This is a genomic window from Bradyrhizobium sp. WSM4872, from assembly GCF_055811715.1.
Window position 1 is genome coordinate 175,918 of record NZ_JBVVPT010000008.1, and the last position, 17,963, is coordinate 193,880.

A 17,963-nucleotide genomic window follows, 5' to 3' on the forward strand; every position below is an offset into this window, starting at 1 on the left:
CGCGATTTGCTGCGATGCATGAGTCCGCTTCTGGCCCAACTCGGACCTAGGATGAGGTGCCCCAACACGGCCGGTATCGGAGGCAGAGCGGACCTCACACGAAGTGCAGCGCGGGTTTATGAGTACATGTCCTAAGCGGTCCGGCATCATTTCCGGCTTGCCTCCATCCGTCCGGCAGCGTTCACTCCGGCTCCAGCCCCCTGACAACATGCGGGCAACAAAAGGGTGGGAGAGACTGATGCGGGGGCGGTGGGCTGGACTGCGCGATTATGTGATCGCCATTTGTGCGTTGCTCGGATGTGCGGCGTGGACTGCTCCTGCGAGCGCCCAGCCGTTTCCGTCCCGCCCCATCACCCTCGTGGTGCCGTTCGCGGCGGGCGGCCCGACCGACACGCTGGCGCGGATCCTGTCCGAACGCATCGCCGCCGAATTGCACGCGACAATCGTCGTTGAAAACGTGGCGGGCGCGTCCGGCAGCATCGCCGGCGCCCGCGTCGCGCGCGCAACGCCTGACGGCACCACGATCACGATCGGCCATTGGGGCACGCATGTGCTCAACGGCGCCATCTTCAAGCTGCCCTATGACGTGATCGCCGACTTCGAACCGGTCGCGACGATCGCGATGGGCACGCAGCTCATCGTCGGCCGGAAGTCGCTCGAGGCCAACACTCTGAAAGAGATGATCGCGTGGCTGAAGGCCAATCCCGGCAAGGTGACTGCCGGTACCGCCGGCGCCGGCACGGGAGCGCACGTCGCCGGTGTCTTCTTCAAGGAGAGAACCGGCACCGACTTCCAGTTCGTGCCCTATCGCGGCGCGGGGCCCGCCATGATCGACCTCGTGGCCGGGCAGATCGACATCATGTTCGATCAGGCCTCGAACTCGCTGCCGCACTACAAGAACGGTGCGATCAAGGCGTTCGCGGTGACGTCGCCGACGCGGCTCGCCTCCGCGCCCGATATCCCGACTGTCGACGAGGCGGGGCTGCCCGGCCTCTACATCTCCTATTGGCACGGCATCTGGGCACCGAAGAACACGCCGAAGGAGATCGTCGCAAAACTCAACGCGGCCATCGTCGCCGTGCTCGCCGACGCTTCCGTCAAGCAGCGGTTCGGCGAATTGGGGCAGGAGATTCCTCCGCCCGATCAGCAAACGCCCGCAGCGCTCGGAGCCTTCCAGAAGGCCGAGACCGAGAAATGGTGGCCGATCGTGAAGGCCGCCGACATCAAGGCGGAGTAGCGCTGTCACCTAGCGCGTGTACTCATCAAAGCGGGCCGCCTTGGCTCAGGTGACGGGTCAACCTGCCGGCAACCATATCGACAGGAGACGCGAGCGTATCCATGGAGACAAGCACAGATTGCCAATGCGTCTCGCGCAAAGTTTGCCATGTTTCCGGGAAGCGCAAACCATGTTGCCCGCAGATTACGTTTTTGGCCTGGCTAGCGCGCTAGTCCTCACGTTCAACCTTTACTTTGGACCTCGTATCAAGCGCGAACAGGTTGCAATGCAGTGGGGCCGTAACGGCGAGCCGACGTGGTACGCCCCAAAATGGATGGTGATGTGGGGAATGATCGCCTTCATGGCGGCTGTTCGGCTGTTTATTTGGCTGGCTTCCACATACGCGCCGCAACGTGTGCACGGTTTCGAGCTGGGCATAGTCATTTTCTCGGTAATTGCCGCAGGCTCCCACCTCTTCGTGTTGATGAAGGCGAGAGCGGCACGGTGAACGAGATTGCGCAAGTCGGCTAAGGGGTCACACGTCGCCGATCACGCTCCAGGTGATACCTTAGCTTTGCCTTGGCGTTTGTGAGTACACGTCCTAGGCGGCCCCCTCATGCCGAGGAGCGCCAGCCTTGCGGCGTTAACCTTTGCCTCTCACGAAACCTCGCTGCGGTGCGGGATCACGATCCTTGCCGCAGGCTTCTGCGTCCTTGATCTCAGGTGAGCGCTGGCCGACAATGACCGCCCTTCAATAAGAAACTCCCTGGGGGAATTCGTGAATAGACCGGCTCGGGTCAGCGCCCATTCGACATCGTCCGATTCCGTGCACGGCATGGCGCTGCTGCGCGATCCCCTGCTCAACAAGGGCACCGCCTTCACCGCGCAGGAGCGCGATGCGCTCGGCCTGCGCGGCTTGCTGCCGCCTTGCGTGCTGACGATGGAGACCCAGGTCGAGCGGGTGCTCGTCAATCTGCGCACGCTGCCGACCGATCTCGAAAAATATGTCGCGCTGAATGCGTTGCATGATCGCAACGAGGCGCTGTTCTTCCGCGTCGTCGTCGACAATATCGACGAGATCCAGCCGATCATCTACACGCCGACGGTCGGGCTCGCCTGCCAGAAATACGGCCTGATCTTCCAGCGCCCACGCGGCATGTTCATCTCCTCGCGCGATCGCGGCCAGATCGGCGAGATCCTGAAGAACTGGCCCTATCCGGCCAAGCTGATCGTCGTCACCGATGGCGAGCGCATCCTCGGCCTCGGCGATCTCGGCGCCAATGGCATGGGCATTCCGGTCGGAAAACTCTCGCTTTATTCGGCCTGTGCCGGCGTGCATCCCGAAACGTGCCTGCCGATCGTGCTCGACGTCGGCACCAACAACGAAGAGCTGCTGAAAGACCCGTATTATCTCGGCTTGCGCGAGCGGCGGCTCACGGGCGAGGCCTATGACAGCTTCGTCGACGAGTTCATGGTCGCCGCGCGGAAGACCTTTCCCGGTGTGTTGATCCAGTTCGAGGATTTCGCCAATCATTCGGCGTTCAAGCTGCTGCACAAATACCGCGATGAGGCCTGCGTCTTCAACGACGACATCCAGGGCACGGCTGCGGTGGCGCTCGCCGGCCTTTTTTCGGCCCTGCGCGTCAATGGCGGCAAGCTGAAGGATCAGCGAATCCTGTTCCTCGGCGCGGGCGAGGCCGCGACCGGCATCGCCGATCTCGTGACGTCCGCCATGATGGCGGAAGGTGCCTCTGAAGCCGAGGCGCTCCGCCGCAACTGGCTGGTGGATTCCCGCGGCCTCGTCGTCGGCGGCCGTGAAGGCCTGTCCGGTCACAAGCTTCGTTACGCCCATGCCGACCAGGCGCCGATCGCCGACTTCCTTACCGCGATCAGGACGCTGAAGCCGACGGCGATCATCGGCGTTGCCGCGGTCGGCGGCGCCTTCGCGCCCGACGTGCTCAAGGCGATGGCCGAGCTCAACGAACAGCCGATCGTGTTCGCGCTCTCCAATCCGACCTCGAAGGCCGAATGTTCGGCGGAGGACGCCTACCGCTACACCGGGGGCCGCGCGCTGTTTGCCTGCGGCAGTCCGTATGACCCGGTCAAGCTCAACGGCCGCACCTTCGTGCCGCGCCAGGGCAACAACTCCTACATCTTCCCGGGCGTCGGCCTCGGCGTCATCGCCAGCCGCTCGCGCCTGGTCACGGACGAGATGTTCATGGCGGCCGCCCATACGCTCGCCAATTGCGTCGGCAAGGACGATCTCGCGCAAGGCAGCCTCTACCCGGCGCTGCCGCGCATCCGCGAGGTCTCGGTCCGCATCGCCGCCGCCGTTGCCGACGTCGCCTTTCAGCGCGGACTCGCGGACGGACCCGCGCCCAACGACGTGAAGGGACTGGTTCAGTCACAGATGTACGAGCCGAAGTACTGACGCCGCCGCGCGCCCCAACGGCGCGGTTCGTACGCTAATCCTTCCACATCGTCATGGCCGGGCTTGTCCCGGCCATCCACGCGTTGCTCTGGGCACGAAGGACGTGGATGCCCGGGACAAGCCCGGGCATGACGACGGTCGGAATTCAAACCCCGGTTCGGTCAGCACGCGATACCATTTCAGGTAGAAACCCCGTTGCGCGGCGCGGCTGTATATGCGACGCTCTGTAGCGCTACAAGAAATTCGAAATCAAGGTAAGCCGCCATGGACGATCGTTTGCCCGAACTGGGCGACCTCGAGCACGAGGTCATGCAACTGGTTTGGGCCCATGGTCCTGTCACGGCCGAGGTGGTGCGCGAGAAGCTGTCGCGTCGGCTGAAGGAATCGACGGTCCGCACGGTGCTGCGCCGGCTGGAAGAAAAGGGCTATGCTCGGCACACGGTGGACGGACGCACCTATGTCTACCACGCAGCCGAAGCGCGCGCGCGGGTTGCGGCCAAGGCGGTGCAGCGCATCGTCGACTGGTTCTGCAACGGCTCGATGGAGGAGGTCCTCGTCGGCATGGTCGACAATGCAATGCTCGATCAGCAGCAGTTGCGCACACTGGCCGATCAGGTGGCCAAGGCGAAGAAGGCGAGGGGAGTGAAGAAAGAATGATCGCAACTCTGGCGGAGGCGGCGCTGCGCTCCCTTGTGCTGGGAGGCGTCGTCTGGTTCGGTCTCAACCTGTTTCGCGTGCGCAATCCGCACGTCCACATGACGGCGTGGATCGTCGTGCTGCTGGCGTCCGTGGCTATGCCGTTCGTGATGCATTGGCCGGCGGTGACGATCACCCGGCTGCCACTGCCGTTACCCGTGCCGGATGATGTCCTGCCTGCGGATATCTCGATGCTCGAGATGCCTCAGCCGATGCAGCCGATCGCGTCCAGCGCGGCGATAGTTGCGCCGGCGCAGAGCGGCCTCTCCGTCAATTGGTGGCTGATCGCCACAATCGTCCATGTCGGCGTCGCCAGCCTGTTGCTGCTGCGGCTGGCCATCGGGCTCTGTCTGACCTGGCGCCTCGCGCGCGCGGCAAGGCCGATCAACGGTCTGCAGATGGTCGACGCCGATGTGCGCGTCAGCCGCGAGGTCGGCGGTCCCGTCACGTTTGGCTCGACCATTCTGGTGCCGCCGCAATTTGCCGGCTGGGACGCCAAGAAGCGCCTCGCGGTGCTCGCGCATGAGGGCGCGCATGTCGCCAACCGCGATTTCCATATCCTCTTGCTCGCCTCCCTCAATCGCGCGGTGTTCTGGTTCAGCCCGTTCGCCTGGTGGCAGCTCGCGCGCCTTGCCGAGCTCGCCGAGATCATCAGCGACGCCGAGGCGATCGAGGTGATCGACGACCGGCTGTCCTATGCGGAAATCCTACTTGATTTTGCAAGCACGGTAAGCCCGCGGCCCGTCGAGCTTGCGATGGCGCGGGCCTCGACCGTGCGCGCCCGCGTCGAGCGCATCATCGCGACTGCCGCGATGCCCGTCGCGGTCGGCTGGCGCAAGCGGCTGTGGATCGCGGCCGCGATCGTCCCGGCCGTGATCGTGTCCGCCGGCATGATCGCCTATCGCACCCCGGAGCCTGCGCCGCTCGCCGCGGATAGTGGAGAGGTGCCGGCCCAGCATTACCGCCCCTTCGTCAATTTCTACGCCATGGGCCCGTCCTCGGTGTTCGCCATCTTCCGCGAAGGCGACGAGGTCTATGGCCAGCTCACCGGGCAGCGCAGATTGCGCCTGACGGTGGGCGGTGACGGCACCGCGTCCTACCTGGCTTCGTCCGGCGAGATCACGTTCCCGCTCGATGCTGCGGAGCGTCGCTCCACCGAGCTGGTGCTGCGCGTGAACGGACGCGACGTGCGCGCGCTTCGCGTCGCCGAGATGCCGGCGCCGATGACCGAAGCTGCCTCGCTCGATCAATATGTCGGCTGGTACAGGATTGCGCCGAACCGCGTGCTCACCGTGCGCCGCGATGGCGATCGTCTCTGGTTGCAGGAAACCGGGCAGGGCACGACGCAAGTCCTGGCCGAGGGCACTGATGCCTTCTCGTTCCGCGGCGACCATCTCGTCATCTTCCTGCGCGACGAGCAGTCGAGGGTCTCGCGCGTGTTGCTACAAAGCGCGGTTTTCGGCGCGCGCCTCGCAGCCCGCGTCGATGCGGCGGTGGCACAGGCGGTCGAAGCGGATTTCGCGCGTCGCCTTGCCGAAGTCCCCGATCGCTTCAGGGAGCAGGTCCCGGCGGTCGGCGGCAAGGAGATGATCTTGCGGGGGATCGAGGATCTGCGCGCCGGCACCCCGAACTACGACCGCATGAGCGCGCCGCTCGCGGCCAAGATCCACCGCCAGCTCAATGAAATGCACGCGACGTTCGTTGCGCTCGGCGGATTGGAATCGATCTTCTTCCGCGGCGTCGGCCCCGGCGGCTACGACATCTATGGCGCGAAGTTCGAGAACGGCACGGCCGAATTCCGCCTGTTGATCGAGCCCGATGGCAAGGCCGGCGATGTCATCTTCCGGGCCGACGGCAACGACGAACTCGGTGGCATCGTGCGCTGCTCGGAGGAGGCGAACGTGCGCGGCCGCGCCGGCACGTCGCCGATCCGGATCATGGTCTATAACGAGATGGGCGACGACATCCAGGTCTTCAATCTCGATTTCGACGGCAATCGCAAGACGCAGAGCGTCGTCAGGCCCAACATGACCTGGGCTTCCACCACCACCGTGAACAATCCGTGGGTGATTGCCGACAAGTCGGGACGGTGCATGGAGATCCTGGTGCCGGGCCGGCAAACGCGTTTCCACAATGTCGAGGCTTCCAACATCGGCGCGCGTCCGGGTCGCGCAGCGCGGCGCGCCATTCCGATCGCCAATGGCGAGGAGATGCTGCGCCGTTACATCGAGGGCGTCGGCAGGGGACAGCCGGACTACGAGCGCATGACGTCGGAGGTCGCCGACATCACACGCCAGCAGCTTCCGTTCGATCAGGCGATTCTGACGCGGCTGGGTGCGCTGCGTGCGGTCTCCTTCCGCGGCGTCACCGCACTCGACAGCGACATCTATGTCGCGCAATTCGCCAACGGTTCGGCGGAATGGCGCATCGGTGTCAGAAACGGCACGATCACGAAAATCGCGCTCGGGCCAAATTTCTAGGACGATTGCCGCTGCCGCTCTGCGGGACCGGCGGCTCTCGAGTTGTTGACGGCGCTGTCTCAATCTCCGCTTGCCGGCTCTCGTCGTGAATGCTACGATCGGTAGCATTACAGTTCGTAGCCTGCGCGGGTACCGTCGGCAGGCTTGTAAGAATTGGGCATTCGCCATGAGCAGTTCTGCAAAGGCCGAGGCCGTGCTGGCGCTTCATCGCTTCGGGATGGGGCCGCGTCCGGGATCGATCGCGGCTGTCGGGACCGACCCGCGTGGCGCGCTGATCGCCGAACTCGACCGCCCGCTCGTCCTGAACGCCGCCGCGAGTCTTCCCTCCAGCGCAAAAGCGTATCGCACCGTGGCCGATGCCAATGCGCGGCGCGCCGCGCGCGCCAAGCAGGCCCAGCAGCGGGCTAAAAAGCAGCAGACGGCGTCCGCGCCGACAATGTCGGAAGACCAGACGCAAGGGCAGGGTGCGGACAAGGATGCCGCCGAGATGGCGGCGAAGCAGGCAGCCGACGCCATTCCCGATCCCGGACGTCCGATCTATTTGCAGGAAGCCAAGGTGCGCACGGAAGCTGCGCTTTCCGCCGACATCGGTTTCGCCGAGCGGCTGGTGTGGTTCTGGTCCAACCATTTCTGTGTCTCGGCCAACCGGATCCAGAGCATGTCCGGCGCCTATGAGCGCGAAGCCGTTCGCGCAAATGCGCTCGGCCGATTCGTCGATCTCCTGCTGGCTGTCGAGGGGCATCCGGCGATGCTGGTCTATCTCGACAATCTCGGTTCGATGGGCGCGAACTCGACGGCCGGCATCAACCGCAGCAGCGGTCTCAACGAAAACTTTGCCCGCGAGATCATGGAGCTGCATACGCTCGGCGTGCGGGCCGGCTACACCCAGGACGACGTCATCAGCTTCGCCAATGTGCTGACCGGCTGGACGCTGGTGCCGCCGGGCGCCGATCCTCAGCACGGCGGCGATTTCACATTTAATCCGCGGCTGCACGAGCCCGGCGGACAGACCGTGCTCGGCAAGCGCTACGAGCAGGAGGATGCCGAGCAGGGCCGCGCCGTATTGCGCGACCTCGCCGCGCATCCCGCGACCGCGACCCATGTCGCGACAAAACTCGCGCGCCATTTCGTCGCCGACGAGCCGCCGCCGGTGCTCGTCGAGCAGATGGCAAAAACCTTTCGCGACACCGAAGGCGATCTCAAGCAGGTCGCGATTGCGATGGTGTCCTCGGACGAGGCCTGGCGCGGGCCGCCGTCAAAGCTCAAGCGTCCCGGCGAATGGGTCGTCGGCATGGTGCGCGCGACCGGCATCACGGTCGTCGATCCCGTCCGCTTCACCGGCGGCCAGGAACTGCTCGGCGAGGCGCTGTGGCGTCCGTCGGCGCCGAAGGGCTATCCGGACGACGAGGCGAGCTGGATCGACGGCGTCGGCCGGCGGCTCGACGTCGCCAACAATTTTGCCGAGCGCGTGGCGGCCACGGCTGATCCTCAAGCGATCATTGAGGATGTCTTCGCATCGGAGATCGCGCCCGAGGTGAAGCAGGCCGTTGGCCGTGCCGAGAGCCGGCAGCAGGCGGTGGCGCTGCTGTTCATGTCGACGGATTTTCAGAGGAGGTGAGCATGGGCGTCGTCAATCACTTGCCCACGCGGCGCGAGCTTCTGGTCGGATCCGGCGCGCTGTTCGCGTGGAGCCAGATGCCGCGGATCGCGCGCGCAGAAGGGCGCGATCCGCGCCTGCTGGTCATCGTGCTGCGCGGCGCGCTCGACGGCCTGGGCGCGGTTGCGCCGGTCGGCGATCCCGACTGGATCTCCTTGCGCGGCGATCGTGCGCTGGTGCTGGACGGCAAGACGCCGGCGCTGCCGCTCGATGCCTTCTTCGCGCTCAATCCGGCGATGCCGAACCTGCATCGGCTCTACAAGAGCGGCAAGGCTGCGATCGTCCATGCCACCGCGACGCCCTATCGCGAGCGTTCGCATTTCGACGGCCAGGACGTGCTGGAAAGCGGGCTCGTCAAGCCGGGCATGACCAGCTCGGGATGGCTCAACCGCGCGCTGCTCGCGCTGGAATCCGGCGGGCGTGTCGACCCGCGCGGCAGCCGCGCGCTCGGCATCGGTTCCGTGACGCCGCTGGTGGTGCGCGGTTCGGCGCCCGTCATGACATGGGTGCCGCAGCGATTGTTGCCGGCGAGCGAGGACACCCAGAACCGCCTGCTCGATCTCTACCAGCACACCGATCCGAAGCTTGCGACCGTGCTCCAGGCCCGCATGAAGCTCGCTTCGCTCGGCGGCGCATCGGGCCCGGGCGATCCGATGTCCGACGATCCGACCTTGGCGCCGCCCGGCATCGCGCGCGTCCGCGCCTACTTCGCCGAAGCCGCCGGCACGGCCGCGCGCTATCTCGCCAAGCCCGACGGTCCGCGTGTCGGCGCCATGGGCTTCGTCGGCTGGGATACGCACATCGCCGAGGGCGCGGCCTCGGGCCAGCTCTACAATCTGCTCGGCGCGCTCGACGGCGCCTTTGCCGCGATCGAGAGCAACATGGGTGAGACGTGGCGCGAAACGGTCGTGGCCGTTGTCACCGAGTTCGGGCGAACCGCGCGCATCAACGGGACTCAGGGCACCGACCACGGCACGGGCACGGTCGCTTTCCTGATCGGCGGCGGGCTCAACGGTGGCCGCGTGATCGCGGACTGGCCGGGTCTGAAGCCGGCGCAGCTCTTCGAGGATCGCGATCTCAGGCCGACCACGGATTTGCGCGCGGTGTTGAAGGGCCTGCTGAGGGATCACCTGCGCGTCGACGAGAAGGTGCTCGCAGACGCCGTCTTCCCCGGCAGCGCTGACGTCAAACCGATGGGAGGCCTCGTCGGCTGACGACGCGGCTTTCGCAACCGGATCGGGTTCATGATGTGCATGCTGACACAACGGGAGCTCGACTTACTCGCCAGCTTGAAAACCAGCTGGCCGTGGCTCTATCGGCGCGAGCTCGCGCGGCTCTCGAGGGGTGGCGCCGAGCCTGGCGAGGTTCAGCCGGAGACGCGCCCGACGGTCTGGCGCGTCGTATCGGGCTTCTCCCGGGAGTCTGTCTCGATTCAGGACAAGCCAGTGTGGTGGAATCGCCACAGCTAAACCCGAAACGGCTGCGGCCTCAGGCGCGCTTTCGTTCCGACAAGGTTCTGCCCTCATTGCCCACCGAAACTCGGGGCCGTTCGGAGGGCGCATCATGTCTCGATTTGCACGTGCCGAAAATGCCCGGATTTCGCCGGCAACCCTGTGCCGGATACTGCTCGCCATCATCGGCGCGGCGTCGCTTGCGGCGTGTGCGCAATCGCCCGTCGGCCGTCAGAAGGCCGATCTCGGCACCCACCGCCAAGCCGCTGTAGAACGACCGCACAGGGTGGCGGCGCTGCATCCCCGTCCGATCAGCCGGGCGCGCGTCCCCGGCGGTGACGCAAAGCAAAGCGTCTCGCACGGCATCGCCAGCTTCTATTCGGATACGGAGACGGCGAGCGGCGAGAGGTTCGACAAGAACGAATTGACCGCGGCCCATCCCAGCCTGCCGTTCGGCACAAAGCTGCGCGTCACCGATGTCTCATCCGGCCGCTTCGTCACCGTCAGGATCAACGATCGCGGGCCCTACGTTCGCGGACGTGTGGTCGACATCTCTCCCTCCGCGGCCGAGGCGCTCGGCATGGTCGACAAGGGTGTCACCAATGTCCGGCTCGACGTGGTGCAATAATTTGCAGTGACATCGATCCGAAACGCTCTGCTTAACCGGCTGTTAGGCGCCACCAGCGCACCATGGATACCCAAACAATTGGGGACTCCTAATCGGAGCTCTTGGGGGGCGGCGTTTGAACACGATCCAGTATCTTGAAGATCAGGCCGCACGCGCCGAGCGGCTGGCCAAACGGATCACGGATACATTGACGATCGAAAAGCTCCTGACCTTCGCGGGCGAACGCCGCCGCGAGATCGAGGTCATCGCCGGCAAGTACCGGCGCGCCTGATTTTCATCATCCCATGCACGCTCAGCTGTGGCTCTCGACGAAGTCGCTGAGATAATCGGGTAGCGTCACGCCATCGATGTCACAGCGCGCCCGAATCTCGCCGGCGACCTCGGTCGAGATATCCTTCATCCAGTGCTCGAGCGTGTTGAACGAGATGACCCTGACGGGGTCGTTGAAGCAGCCGGCGACAAGCTCGCCGATCGTGGCGTCGAGATCGCTTCGCTCGATAGGGATTTCGGTCGCCTTGTCGAGGCGATCGATCACCACGAACAGGGTCTGGTCTGCGCCATAGGGCACGACCGGGGCTGGCACGCCGGCTTCAAGCATGTGAGGCACTCACGCCTTCGTCTCCGATCACCATCAACGGGAAAAACCGGAAGAAGGTTCCTGCGCTCAGCCGGTGCTTCTGCGGGGATCAGAGAAATTCTCTCAGCCGCGCCAGCTCCGTGATGTGCTCGGGCGAGAGGATGTCGGTGACCAGCGGCGGCTGCGCGATCGTGCGGATCTCATAGAGATGCCTGGTCGCCGCCGGTTTCGCCATGAACGCCGAGATGCATTCGTCGAGCGTGCCCTCGATCACCTGGTAGGACGCTCGGTCCGACCGTCGCTGGTTCGCAAGCGATGGCCATTTATGCAGCACCGCAAGGACACCAAAATCGACCTTTGAATCCGCAACCACGTCCCCCATCGTCCCGCCTCACGCAAAAAGAACCCCGGCACACGATCGTGCGTACCGGGGCCTACACCGATTACTGCATCTCAATGCCACAGCACCAAACGCCATGACCGGGAAATAGTTCCCGGCCAATTGTTCGCTTTCAGCTCGCGGCCGCCGCGATCCTCTGTCCGGGATTGGTGCGGCCGTGGCTGGTCTCATCGCCGCGACCAACTTTGGGCGGCAGCCCGGCGAACCGCCGCAAGGCCTCGGCCATCTGCACCCGGCCCGGCGCGCCGGTGATGATCACGTCCACCATCGTGAAGGACGAATGGAAATGACCGGGCGCCTTGAGCTGCTCGACCGGGACGCCGGCGGCTGCCATCGCCTCGGCATAGGCGATGCCTTCGTCGCGCAGCGGATCGAATTCGCAGGTGACGACGAAGGCCGGCGGCAGGCCTGCGACCTTGCCGCGGAGCGGCGAGGCGCGCGGATCGGTGCGGTCGGCCGGCGAGCAATAGAGGTCCCAGAACCAGTACATCAGCGAGCGGGTCAGGAAATAGCCGGTCGCATTGTCGTTGTAGGAGGGGCGGTCGAAAGTGCAGTCGGTGACCGGGCAGATCAGGAGCTGGCCCGCGATCTCAGGGCCGCCGCGATCGCGTGCAAGCTGGCAGGTGACGGCGGCGATGTTGCCGCCGGCGCTCCAGCCCGCGACCAGCACCGGGCCCGGCCTGCCGCCGCGCGCGGCGGCGTGCTCGGCAATCCAGCGCGTCGCCGCATAGCCGTCTTCGGCCGCGGCCGGGAAACGATGCTCGGGCGCATGACGATAGCCGACGCTGACGAGCATCATGCCGGTCCGCCGCACCATGTCGCGGCAGAACGGCTCGTCCGACTGCTCGTCGCCGAGCACCCAGCCGCCGCCGTGGAAATAGACCACCACGGGATGCGGCCCTGATGTTGCCGGCTTATAGACCCGATAAGGCAAGGGACCGTCGGCGCCGGGCAGCGTGCCGTCGACGATCTCGCCGATCGGCCGTCCGGCGGGACGGCCCTTGTTGAACTCATTGACGAAGGCGCAGGCGCCTTGCGCACCCATCGACTCGATCGGCGGCAGGTTGAGCGATGCCAGCAGGTTGAGCACCAGCCGCACATCGGGCTGGAGGCGCACCACCTCGCCGTCATTGCATTGCGCGGCGACGTTGGGACCGGTCAGCTTGAAGCCGAGCATGCCGCGGCTGACCACCTCGTCGCAGATGCTGCGATAGGGACCGACGCCGCCGGTATAGGGCATCAGGCCCTGCACCTTGCCGGGCACGTTGGCGCCCGTGTACCAGGTGTTGGCGAGCCGGTGCAGCGTCACCATCGAGCAGTCGGCCATGTGCCTGTTCCAGCCGGCCTGCGCCGTCTCCGTCGGCTCGATCGTGGTGAACCCGGCGTCGCGCAATGCTGCGAGGCGGTCGACGACCCAGTCGACATGCTGCTCGATCGACACCGCCATGTTCGACAGCACCGACGGGCTGCCGGGTCCGGTGATCATGAAGAAGTTCGGAAAGCCTGCGACGGTGAGCCCGAGATAGCTCTGCGGCCCCTGCGCCCAGACGTCGGTGAGCGACTTGCCGCCACGTCCGGTGATCGGATGCACGGCGCGGATCGCGCCGGTCATGGCGTCGAAGCCCGTCGCGAACACGATCACGTCCACGTCGATGCTGCGCTTGGCCGTGGTAATCCCACTGGCGGTGATCGCCTTGATCGGCTCCTGGCGCAGATTGACCAGCGTGACGTTCGGCCGGTTGTAGGTCGCGTAATAGTTGGTATCGAGGCAGGGGCGTTTGGCGCCGAACGGGTGATCGTCTGGGACCAGCGCCGCGGCGGTCTCGGGGTCTATGACGGCAGCGCGGATCTTCTCGCGGATCAGGTCCTGGACGATCTTGTTGCCGTCGATGTCCACCGCCTGGTCGGCCCAGAGCTGGGTCAGGATGTGGATGAGGTCGCCAGCCGCCCAGGCGCGTTCGAACCGCTCACGACGTTCGGCATCGCTCAATTGCCAGCTCACGACCGTCTGCTGCGGATAGGGCACGCCGGCCATGGACTGGCGCGCCTGCTCGCGATAGGCCGCGCGATCGCCTTGCAGCAGGCTCATGCGATCGGAAGGCGCAGGGCCGTTATGGGCCGGCAATGCGAAATTCGGCGTGCGCTGGAACACGGTCAGGTGTGCGGCCTGCTCGGCGATCAGCGGGATCGACTGAATGGCCGACGATCCCGTGCCGATTACCGCGACGCGTTTTCCCGCGAGATTGACGCCGTCATGCGGCCAGCGTCCGGTGAAATAGACCTCGCGCTTGAAGTCCTTGACGCCGTCGATCTCCGGCGGCTTCGGCGCCGAGAGGCAGCCGGTGGCCATGATGTAATGGCGGCAGGAGACCGGCGCGCCATTGTCGGTGGTCAGCTGCCAGCGTTCGGTCGCCTCGTCCCATTTCGCTTCGGTGACCTTGGTCTTGAAGCGGATGTCAGGCCTGAGATCGTAGCGGTCGGCGACGAAGCCGAGATAGCGCAGGATTTCGGGCTGGGTCGCGTATTTCTCCGACCAGGTCCAGGCGGTCTCGAGGTCGGGATCGAAGGTGTAGCTGTAGTCGATGGTCTGGATATCGCAGCGCGCGCCGGGATATCGGTTCCAGTACCAGGTGCCGCCGACATCGCCGGCTTCTTCGAGGCCTACTGCCGTGAGGCCGGCCTTGCGCAGCCGGTGGAGAAGATAGAGGCCGGCAAATCCGGCACCGACCACGGCGACATCGACCTGCTGACTGGTTCCGCGCCCCGCGACAGAGGCACGTGCAGCAACCATTGCATCAGGCATGGCATTTCCTCCCGTGTGTTTTGTTTTGCCGGCAGGCTATCGCTGCAGGTTCGGCTTGTCATCAGAACAAGTGCAATCTTCGGTGGCCGTTTGCGGCGTCATCGTGGCTGCGCGAACGTTGCTTCAATGCACGCATCGCGATGCACAATGGCCGTGATTACCCGGGCTAATCATGTACGATCCGTCTGTGTATGCTTGCGGCTACAAGCCACGCGTTCTCAGGGCGTCATGACAGAGTTGAGTGAGCGGACCAAAGCGAACATGGACGTTGTCCTGGAGGAGACGTGCCGCCAACTGCCGCACGGCGGTGATCACGACAGCCGCAGGTTCATCGCCGAGCGGCTGATCGAGGCGGCGCGGTCCGGTCACACCACGCTCGGTGAGCTCGGCATCATCGCACGCCACGCACTGGCGGAGCTTGCCGCCAAGCGGAGCTAGGCGCAGCCGCGGCGCTTGCCTCGCAGCGGGCCACGGACATAACCTGCTCAAATCCTTCCGCGCATCGAGATGCTCCGAAGATGCGGTCCGTGTTCGCGCTTTTTGCGACGTCTCTGGTCCTCTGTTGCGCCGGCCCGGCCGTGGCCCAGCCGGTCGGCCAGTTTCCATTTGCGCTGACGCGCGAAGGACAGATGCTTGGCGCCGTCGAAGGCGAAGTAGCCTCGTTCAAGGGGCTGGCTTATGCGGCCGCGCCGATCGGGCCGCTGCGCTGGCGTCCGCCGCAGGCCGCGCCCGAGAGTTCGGAGATGCGCACCGCCTATGCGTATGGCGCGCCGTGTCTTCAGCCGTCGCTGCCGGGATCAAGCGAGGATTGCCTGACGCTGAACGTGTTCCGGCCGTTCGGGGTCGACGGCCCGCTGCCGGTGATGATGTTCATCCACGACGGTGCTTTCGTCAGCGGCACCGCGAACGATCCGCTGTTCGACGGTGCCAGGCTCGCGCAGGCCGGCCTCATCGTGGTGACGGTGAATTTTCGCCTCGGCGCGTTCGGCTGGCTCAGCGATCCCGCGCTGTCGGAAGATGGCTCCGGCAATTACGGCCTGATGGACCAGATCGCGGCGCTGCATTGGGTGCACGACAACATCGCGGCCTTCGGCGGCGATCCCACCAACGTCACCTTGTTCGGCAGTGGCGCAGGCGCGACCTCGATCGCGCTGCTGATGCTGTCTGAGCAATCGCGCGATCTCTTCCGGAAAGCCATTCTGCAATCGATCCCCGGCCGTGCGCGCCTGCGTTCGGCACAAGAGGCCGAGATTGTGGGCCGGCAATTCGTGGCGGCGCTGGGGCGACAGGCCGACTTACGCACAACCGAACCGCAGCGCCTGCTTGCCGTCGAAAAGCATCTGTTGGAAAAATCGCCGCGCAGCTTCGGGCCGACGATCGATGGACGTCTGGTGAGCGAGGAGGTCGCCGCGGGCTTCGCGGCCGGACATGAGAGCCGCATTCCCCTGATCATCGGCTCGAACGACGACGAGACCGGTTTCGACGGCGAGCTGGATATCCGGGAAGAGCTGGCATCGTCAGGCACCACCAGCGATGAGCTGCGCAGGCTCTATCCGGACCTCGCCAGACCTTCCGGCCGCGCGGCAAGGTTCTACACCGACAGGGTGTTCTCCGAGCCGGTAAGATTGCTGGCGCGCCTGCATGCTGCAAGCGGTGCGCCGAGCTTTCGATATCGCTTTGCCTATGTGCCGGAGGCACGGCGCGCAAACGCCGAGGGCGGTCACGGGCGAGAATTGCAGTTCATCTTCGGCGTCGAAGGCATGCCAGGTGCGGGCATCTTGTCACGAGCCGATCGCGAGGTCGCAAATCGCATGCGTGCCTACTGGATCAATTTCGCCAGGAGCGGCGATCCCAACAGTCCGGACCTGCCCCATTGGGACGCGGCTGCAGGTAGCGATCGCCTGCTGCTGATCGCGAACGATCGCATCGCGAGCGGAGACGACCCCTGGTCGGAGCGCCTCGACCGGTTCGGGCGTTAGGGCAGGTTGAGTTGGACTTAAGCCGCGAGCTCGACCCGCGGCGCCGGGCTCAGCCGGTCTTCCTCCAGATAATCCATCGCGCCGTCTTTCTCGACGGCGTAGAACTGCTGGCCTTCCTTCGACCTGTAGGCGGCGCGAACGACGCCGCGGCGGCCCTTGTCACTGTTGACGACGTCCCCCAACGCAAACTTCTTCATTTCACGTCCCTGGCTGCTGGCCGACTCCTTCGGCTACGCCCGGGATTCTGGGCGGAAAATCGTTAACGTCTTGCTAACCATACGGGTTTGCCTATGCTCGCGGCCGATCGCGCGGGCAGCCCGCACGCGCATGTCGCCAATGAAACGAGCCTTCGCCCATGGTGCGATTTCCGACCTTCTTCCTGTCGCATGGCGGCGGTCCCTGGCCCTTCATGGAAGACAGGCGGGTGCAATATGCGAAGACCGCCGAGGCGTTCGGCCGGCTGCCGCAGCTCTTGCCGGAGAAGCCCAAGGCCGTGCTCGTCATCACAGGACATTGGGAGGCTGACGCCTTCACCGTGTCCACCTCGGCGCATCCGCCGATGGTGTACGACTATCACGGTTTCCCCGAGCACACCTATCACCTCAAATATCCCGCGCCGGGGCGGCCCGAGCTCGCCGCGGAGGTGAAGGCGCTGCTCGTTCGCGCGGGCGTCGATTGCCGGGAGGATCCCAACCAGGGGTTCGATCACGGCACCTTCGTGCCGCTCGGGCTGATGTATCCGAACGCCGACATGCCGATCGTGCTGCTGTCGCTGAGATCGAGTTACGATCCGGCCGAGCACATCAGGGTGGGGCAGGCGATTACTTCACTGCGGGACGAAGGCATTCTGATTGTCGGCAGCGGGCTGACCTATCACAACATGCGCGGGTTCGGCCGCGCGGAGTCGAAGCCGGTCTCGTATGATTTCGAGGCCTATCTGAACGAGGCGATCAGCCACAAGGATGCGGCGCGCCGCAATGCGATGCTGGTTGACTGGGAGAACGCACCGAGCGCGCGCCTGGCCCATCCGCGCGAGGATCATCTGCTGCCGCTGATGGTGGCCGCCGGCGCCGCCGGCAGCGACGTGGGCAAGCGCGTCTTCGTCGACGAGGTCGCGAATGTCGCGATGGCGTCGTACGTGTTCGGATGAATCGTAGGGTGGATTAGCTAAGCGTAATCCACCATCGGCGGCAGTGAAGGCGGCGGAGTACGCCTTCGGCTAATCCGCCCTACGCAGCTCCGAGCTCATCCGTATTTCAGCTTCATGAACAGGATGCCGCCGGCGAGCACCATGGTGACGGCGTTGGCGGCGACGAGGGGCGCATCGCCCGACAGCAGGCCGTAGACGAGCCAGAGCGCCAGCCCCAGCACCATGACCAGGAACATGCCGAGCGAAATATCGCCGGTGGAGCGGGTCTTCCACACTTTGATGGCTTGCGGCGCGTAGGCCACGGTGGTGCAGGTCGCGGCGGCAAAGCCGATCAGCTTGATCAAGAACGGGTCCATGACGGCTCTATAGCATTGATTCGACGATGGTGATGGGTCTGGAACGGCGATCCAGGCGACAGCCTGTGCGCGCGCCTCGTCCTTCGAGACGGCGCTTACGCGCCTCCTCAGGATGAGGCCAAGCAGCACCGGGGCTGTC

Annotated in this window: 17 protein-coding genes; 12 read left to right on the forward strand and 5 right to left on the reverse strand. The window is 65.2% G+C overall.

All coding sequences use genetic code 11. The features are described 5' to 3' along the window. The first annotated feature begins 238 nt into the window (after positions 1 to 238). The 9 genes from AC0L3C_RS14095 (at position 239) to AC0L3C_RS14135 (ending at position 10,830) form a co-directional block, all read left to right on the forward strand. Positions 239 to 1,237: a Bug family tripartite tricarboxylate transporter substrate binding protein gene (locus AC0L3C_RS14095; RefSeq protein ID WP_473260488.1), complete on the forward strand. Its 999-nt coding sequence runs from the start codon at positions 239 to 241 to the stop codon at positions 1,235 to 1,237. Positions 1,238 to 1,277: 40 nt separating this feature from the next. After that, positions 1,278 to 1,724, forward strand: coding sequence for a hypothetical protein (locus AC0L3C_RS14100; protein ID WP_473408260.1), 447 nt, complete (start codon positions 1,278 to 1,280; stop codon positions 1,722 to 1,724). A gap of 270 nt (positions 1,725 to 1,994) precedes the next feature. Next, positions 1,995 to 3,647 carry an NAD-dependent malic enzyme gene (locus tag AC0L3C_RS14105; RefSeq protein ID WP_473408261.1) on the forward strand — a complete coding sequence of 551 codons (1,653 nt, stop codon included), beginning with the start codon at positions 1,995 to 1,997 and terminating at the stop codon, positions 3,645 to 3,647. A gap of 264 nt (positions 3,648 to 3,911) precedes the next feature. After that, positions 3,912 to 4,304: a BlaI/MecI/CopY family transcriptional regulator gene (locus tag AC0L3C_RS14110; protein ID WP_027519509.1), complete on the forward strand. Its 393-nt coding sequence runs from the start codon at positions 3,912 to 3,914 to the stop codon at positions 4,302 to 4,304. Further along, on the forward strand, positions 4,301 to 6,823 hold the full coding sequence (locus AC0L3C_RS14115) for a M56 family metallopeptidase (protein ID WP_473408262.1): 2,523 nt from the start codon (positions 4,301 to 4,303) through the stop codon (positions 6,821 to 6,823). Before AC0L3C_RS14110 ends, AC0L3C_RS14115 begins: the two co-directional genes overlap by 4 nt. Positions 6,824 to 6,989: 166 nt before the next feature. Next, positions 6,990 to 8,441, forward strand: coding sequence for a DUF1800 domain-containing protein (locus AC0L3C_RS14120; protein ID WP_473408263.1), 1,452 nt, complete (start codon positions 6,990 to 6,992; stop codon positions 8,439 to 8,441). 2 nt (positions 8,442 to 8,443) lie between these two features. After that, on the forward strand, positions 8,444 to 9,694 hold the full coding sequence (locus tag AC0L3C_RS14125; RefSeq protein WP_473408264.1) for a DUF1501 domain-containing protein: 1,251 nt from the start codon (positions 8,444 to 8,446) through the stop codon (positions 9,692 to 9,694). 349 nt (positions 9,695 to 10,043) lie between these two features. Then, entirely contained in the window at positions 10,044 to 10,559 is a 516-nt protein-coding gene (locus AC0L3C_RS14130) for a septal ring lytic transglycosylase RlpA family protein (RefSeq protein ID WP_473260471.1), read from the forward strand. 115 nt (positions 10,560 to 10,674) lie between these two features. Next, complete coding sequence (locus AC0L3C_RS14135; RefSeq protein WP_014493103.1) at positions 10,675 to 10,830, forward strand: hypothetical protein; 156 nt, start codon at positions 10,675 to 10,677, stop codon at positions 10,828 to 10,830. 21 nt (positions 10,831 to 10,851) lie between these two features. Here the strand turns inward: AC0L3C_RS14135 and AC0L3C_RS14140 are convergent, their stop codons facing one another. The 3 genes from AC0L3C_RS14140 to AC0L3C_RS14150 form a co-directional block, all read right to left on the reverse strand. Next, complete coding sequence (locus AC0L3C_RS14140) at positions 10,852 to 11,157, reverse strand: hypothetical protein (protein ID WP_473260468.1); 306 nt, start codon at positions 11,155 to 11,157, stop codon at positions 10,852 to 10,854. An 88-nt stretch (positions 11,158 to 11,245) separates the two neighbouring features. After that, positions 11,246 to 11,518 carry a hypothetical protein gene (locus AC0L3C_RS14145; protein ID WP_473408265.1) on the reverse strand — a complete coding sequence of 91 codons (273 nt, stop codon included), beginning with the start codon at positions 11,516 to 11,518 and terminating at the stop codon, positions 11,246 to 11,248. Positions 11,519 to 11,648: 130 nt separating this feature from the next. Continuing rightward, on the reverse strand, positions 11,649 to 14,339 hold the full coding sequence (locus AC0L3C_RS14150; RefSeq protein ID WP_473408266.1) for a flavin-containing monooxygenase: 2,691 nt from the start codon (positions 14,337 to 14,339) through the stop codon (positions 11,649 to 11,651). A 261-nt stretch (positions 14,340 to 14,600) separates the two neighbouring features. Here AC0L3C_RS14150 and AC0L3C_RS14155 point away from each other — a divergent pair, with 261 nt between their 5' ends. Continuing rightward, the gene (locus AC0L3C_RS14155) at positions 14,601 to 14,777 is read left to right on the forward strand and encodes a hypothetical protein (protein ID WP_245286308.1); all 177 of its coding nucleotides are present in this window, start codon (positions 14,601 to 14,603) and stop codon (positions 14,775 to 14,777) included. Positions 14,778 to 14,857: 80 nt separating this feature from the next. Then, positions 14,858 to 16,318, forward strand: a complete 1,461-nt coding sequence (locus AC0L3C_RS14160) for a carboxylesterase/lipase family protein (protein ID WP_473279120.1) — start codon at positions 14,858 to 14,860, stop codon at positions 16,316 to 16,318. Between the two features lie 17 nt (positions 16,319 to 16,335). Here the strand turns inward: AC0L3C_RS14160 and AC0L3C_RS14165 are convergent, their stop codons facing one another. Next, on the reverse strand, positions 16,336 to 16,515 hold the full coding sequence (locus AC0L3C_RS14165) for a hypothetical protein (protein ID WP_027519499.1): 180 nt from the start codon (positions 16,513 to 16,515) through the stop codon (positions 16,336 to 16,338). A 158-nt stretch (positions 16,516 to 16,673) separates the two neighbouring features. Between AC0L3C_RS14165 and AC0L3C_RS14170 the strand changes: the two genes are divergently transcribed. Continuing rightward, complete coding sequence (locus tag AC0L3C_RS14170) at positions 16,674 to 17,468, forward strand: DODA-type extradiol aromatic ring-opening family dioxygenase (protein ID WP_473260454.1); 795 nt, start codon at positions 16,674 to 16,676, stop codon at positions 17,466 to 17,468. Between the two features lie 95 nt (positions 17,469 to 17,563). Here the strand turns inward: AC0L3C_RS14170 and AC0L3C_RS14175 are convergent, their stop codons facing one another. Further along, positions 17,564 to 17,824 (reverse strand): SemiSWEET transporter, encoded by a 261-nt coding sequence (locus AC0L3C_RS14175; protein WP_247500855.1) that lies wholly within the window; start codon positions 17,822 to 17,824, stop codon positions 17,564 to 17,566. Positions 17,825 to 17,963: the final 139 nt, after the last annotated feature.

Coding starts and splice junctions, on each gene's coding strand:
- AC0L3C_RS14095 (WP_473260488.1), top strand. CDS start 239: ATGCGGGGGCGGTGGGCTGGACTGCGCGATTATGTGATCGCCATTTGT.
- AC0L3C_RS14110 (WP_027519509.1), top strand. CDS start 3,912: ATGGACGATCGTTTGCCCGAACTGGGCGACCTCGAGCACGAGGTCATG.
- AC0L3C_RS14130 (WP_473260471.1), top strand. CDS start 10,044: ATGTCTCGATTTGCACGTGCCGAAAATGCCCGGATTTCGCCGGCAACC.
- AC0L3C_RS14165 (WP_027519499.1), bottom strand. CDS start 16,515: ATGAAGAAGTTTGCGTTGGGGGACGTCGTCAACAGTGACAAGGGCCGC.
- AC0L3C_RS14115 (WP_473408262.1), top strand. CDS start 4,301: ATGATCGCAACTCTGGCGGAGGCGGCGCTGCGCTCCCTTGTGCTGGGA.
- AC0L3C_RS14150 (WP_473408266.1), bottom strand. CDS start 14,339: ATGCCTGATGCAATGGTTGCTGCACGTGCCTCTGTCGCGGGGCGCGGA.
- AC0L3C_RS14120 (WP_473408263.1), top strand. CDS start 6,990: ATGAGCAGTTCTGCAAAGGCCGAGGCCGTGCTGGCGCTTCATCGCTTC.
- AC0L3C_RS14175 (WP_247500855.1), bottom strand. CDS start 17,824: ATGGACCCGTTCTTGATCAAGCTGATCGGCTTTGCCGCCGCGACCTGC.
- AC0L3C_RS14160 (WP_473279120.1), top strand. CDS start 14,858: ATGCGGTCCGTGTTCGCGCTTTTTGCGACGTCTCTGGTCCTCTGTTGC.
- AC0L3C_RS14155 (WP_245286308.1), top strand. CDS start 14,601: ATGGACGTTGTCCTGGAGGAGACGTGCCGCCAACTGCCGCACGGCGGT.
- AC0L3C_RS14145 (WP_473408265.1), bottom strand. CDS start 11,518: ATGGGGGACGTGGTTGCGGATTCAAAGGTCGATTTTGGTGTCCTTGCG.
- AC0L3C_RS14140 (WP_473260468.1), bottom strand. CDS start 11,157: ATGCTTGAAGCCGGCGTGCCAGCCCCGGTCGTGCCCTATGGCGCAGAC.
- AC0L3C_RS14125 (WP_473408264.1), top strand. CDS start 8,444: ATGGGCGTCGTCAATCACTTGCCCACGCGGCGCGAGCTTCTGGTCGGA.
- AC0L3C_RS14170 (WP_473260454.1), top strand. CDS start 16,674: ATGGTGCGATTTCCGACCTTCTTCCTGTCGCATGGCGGCGGTCCCTGG.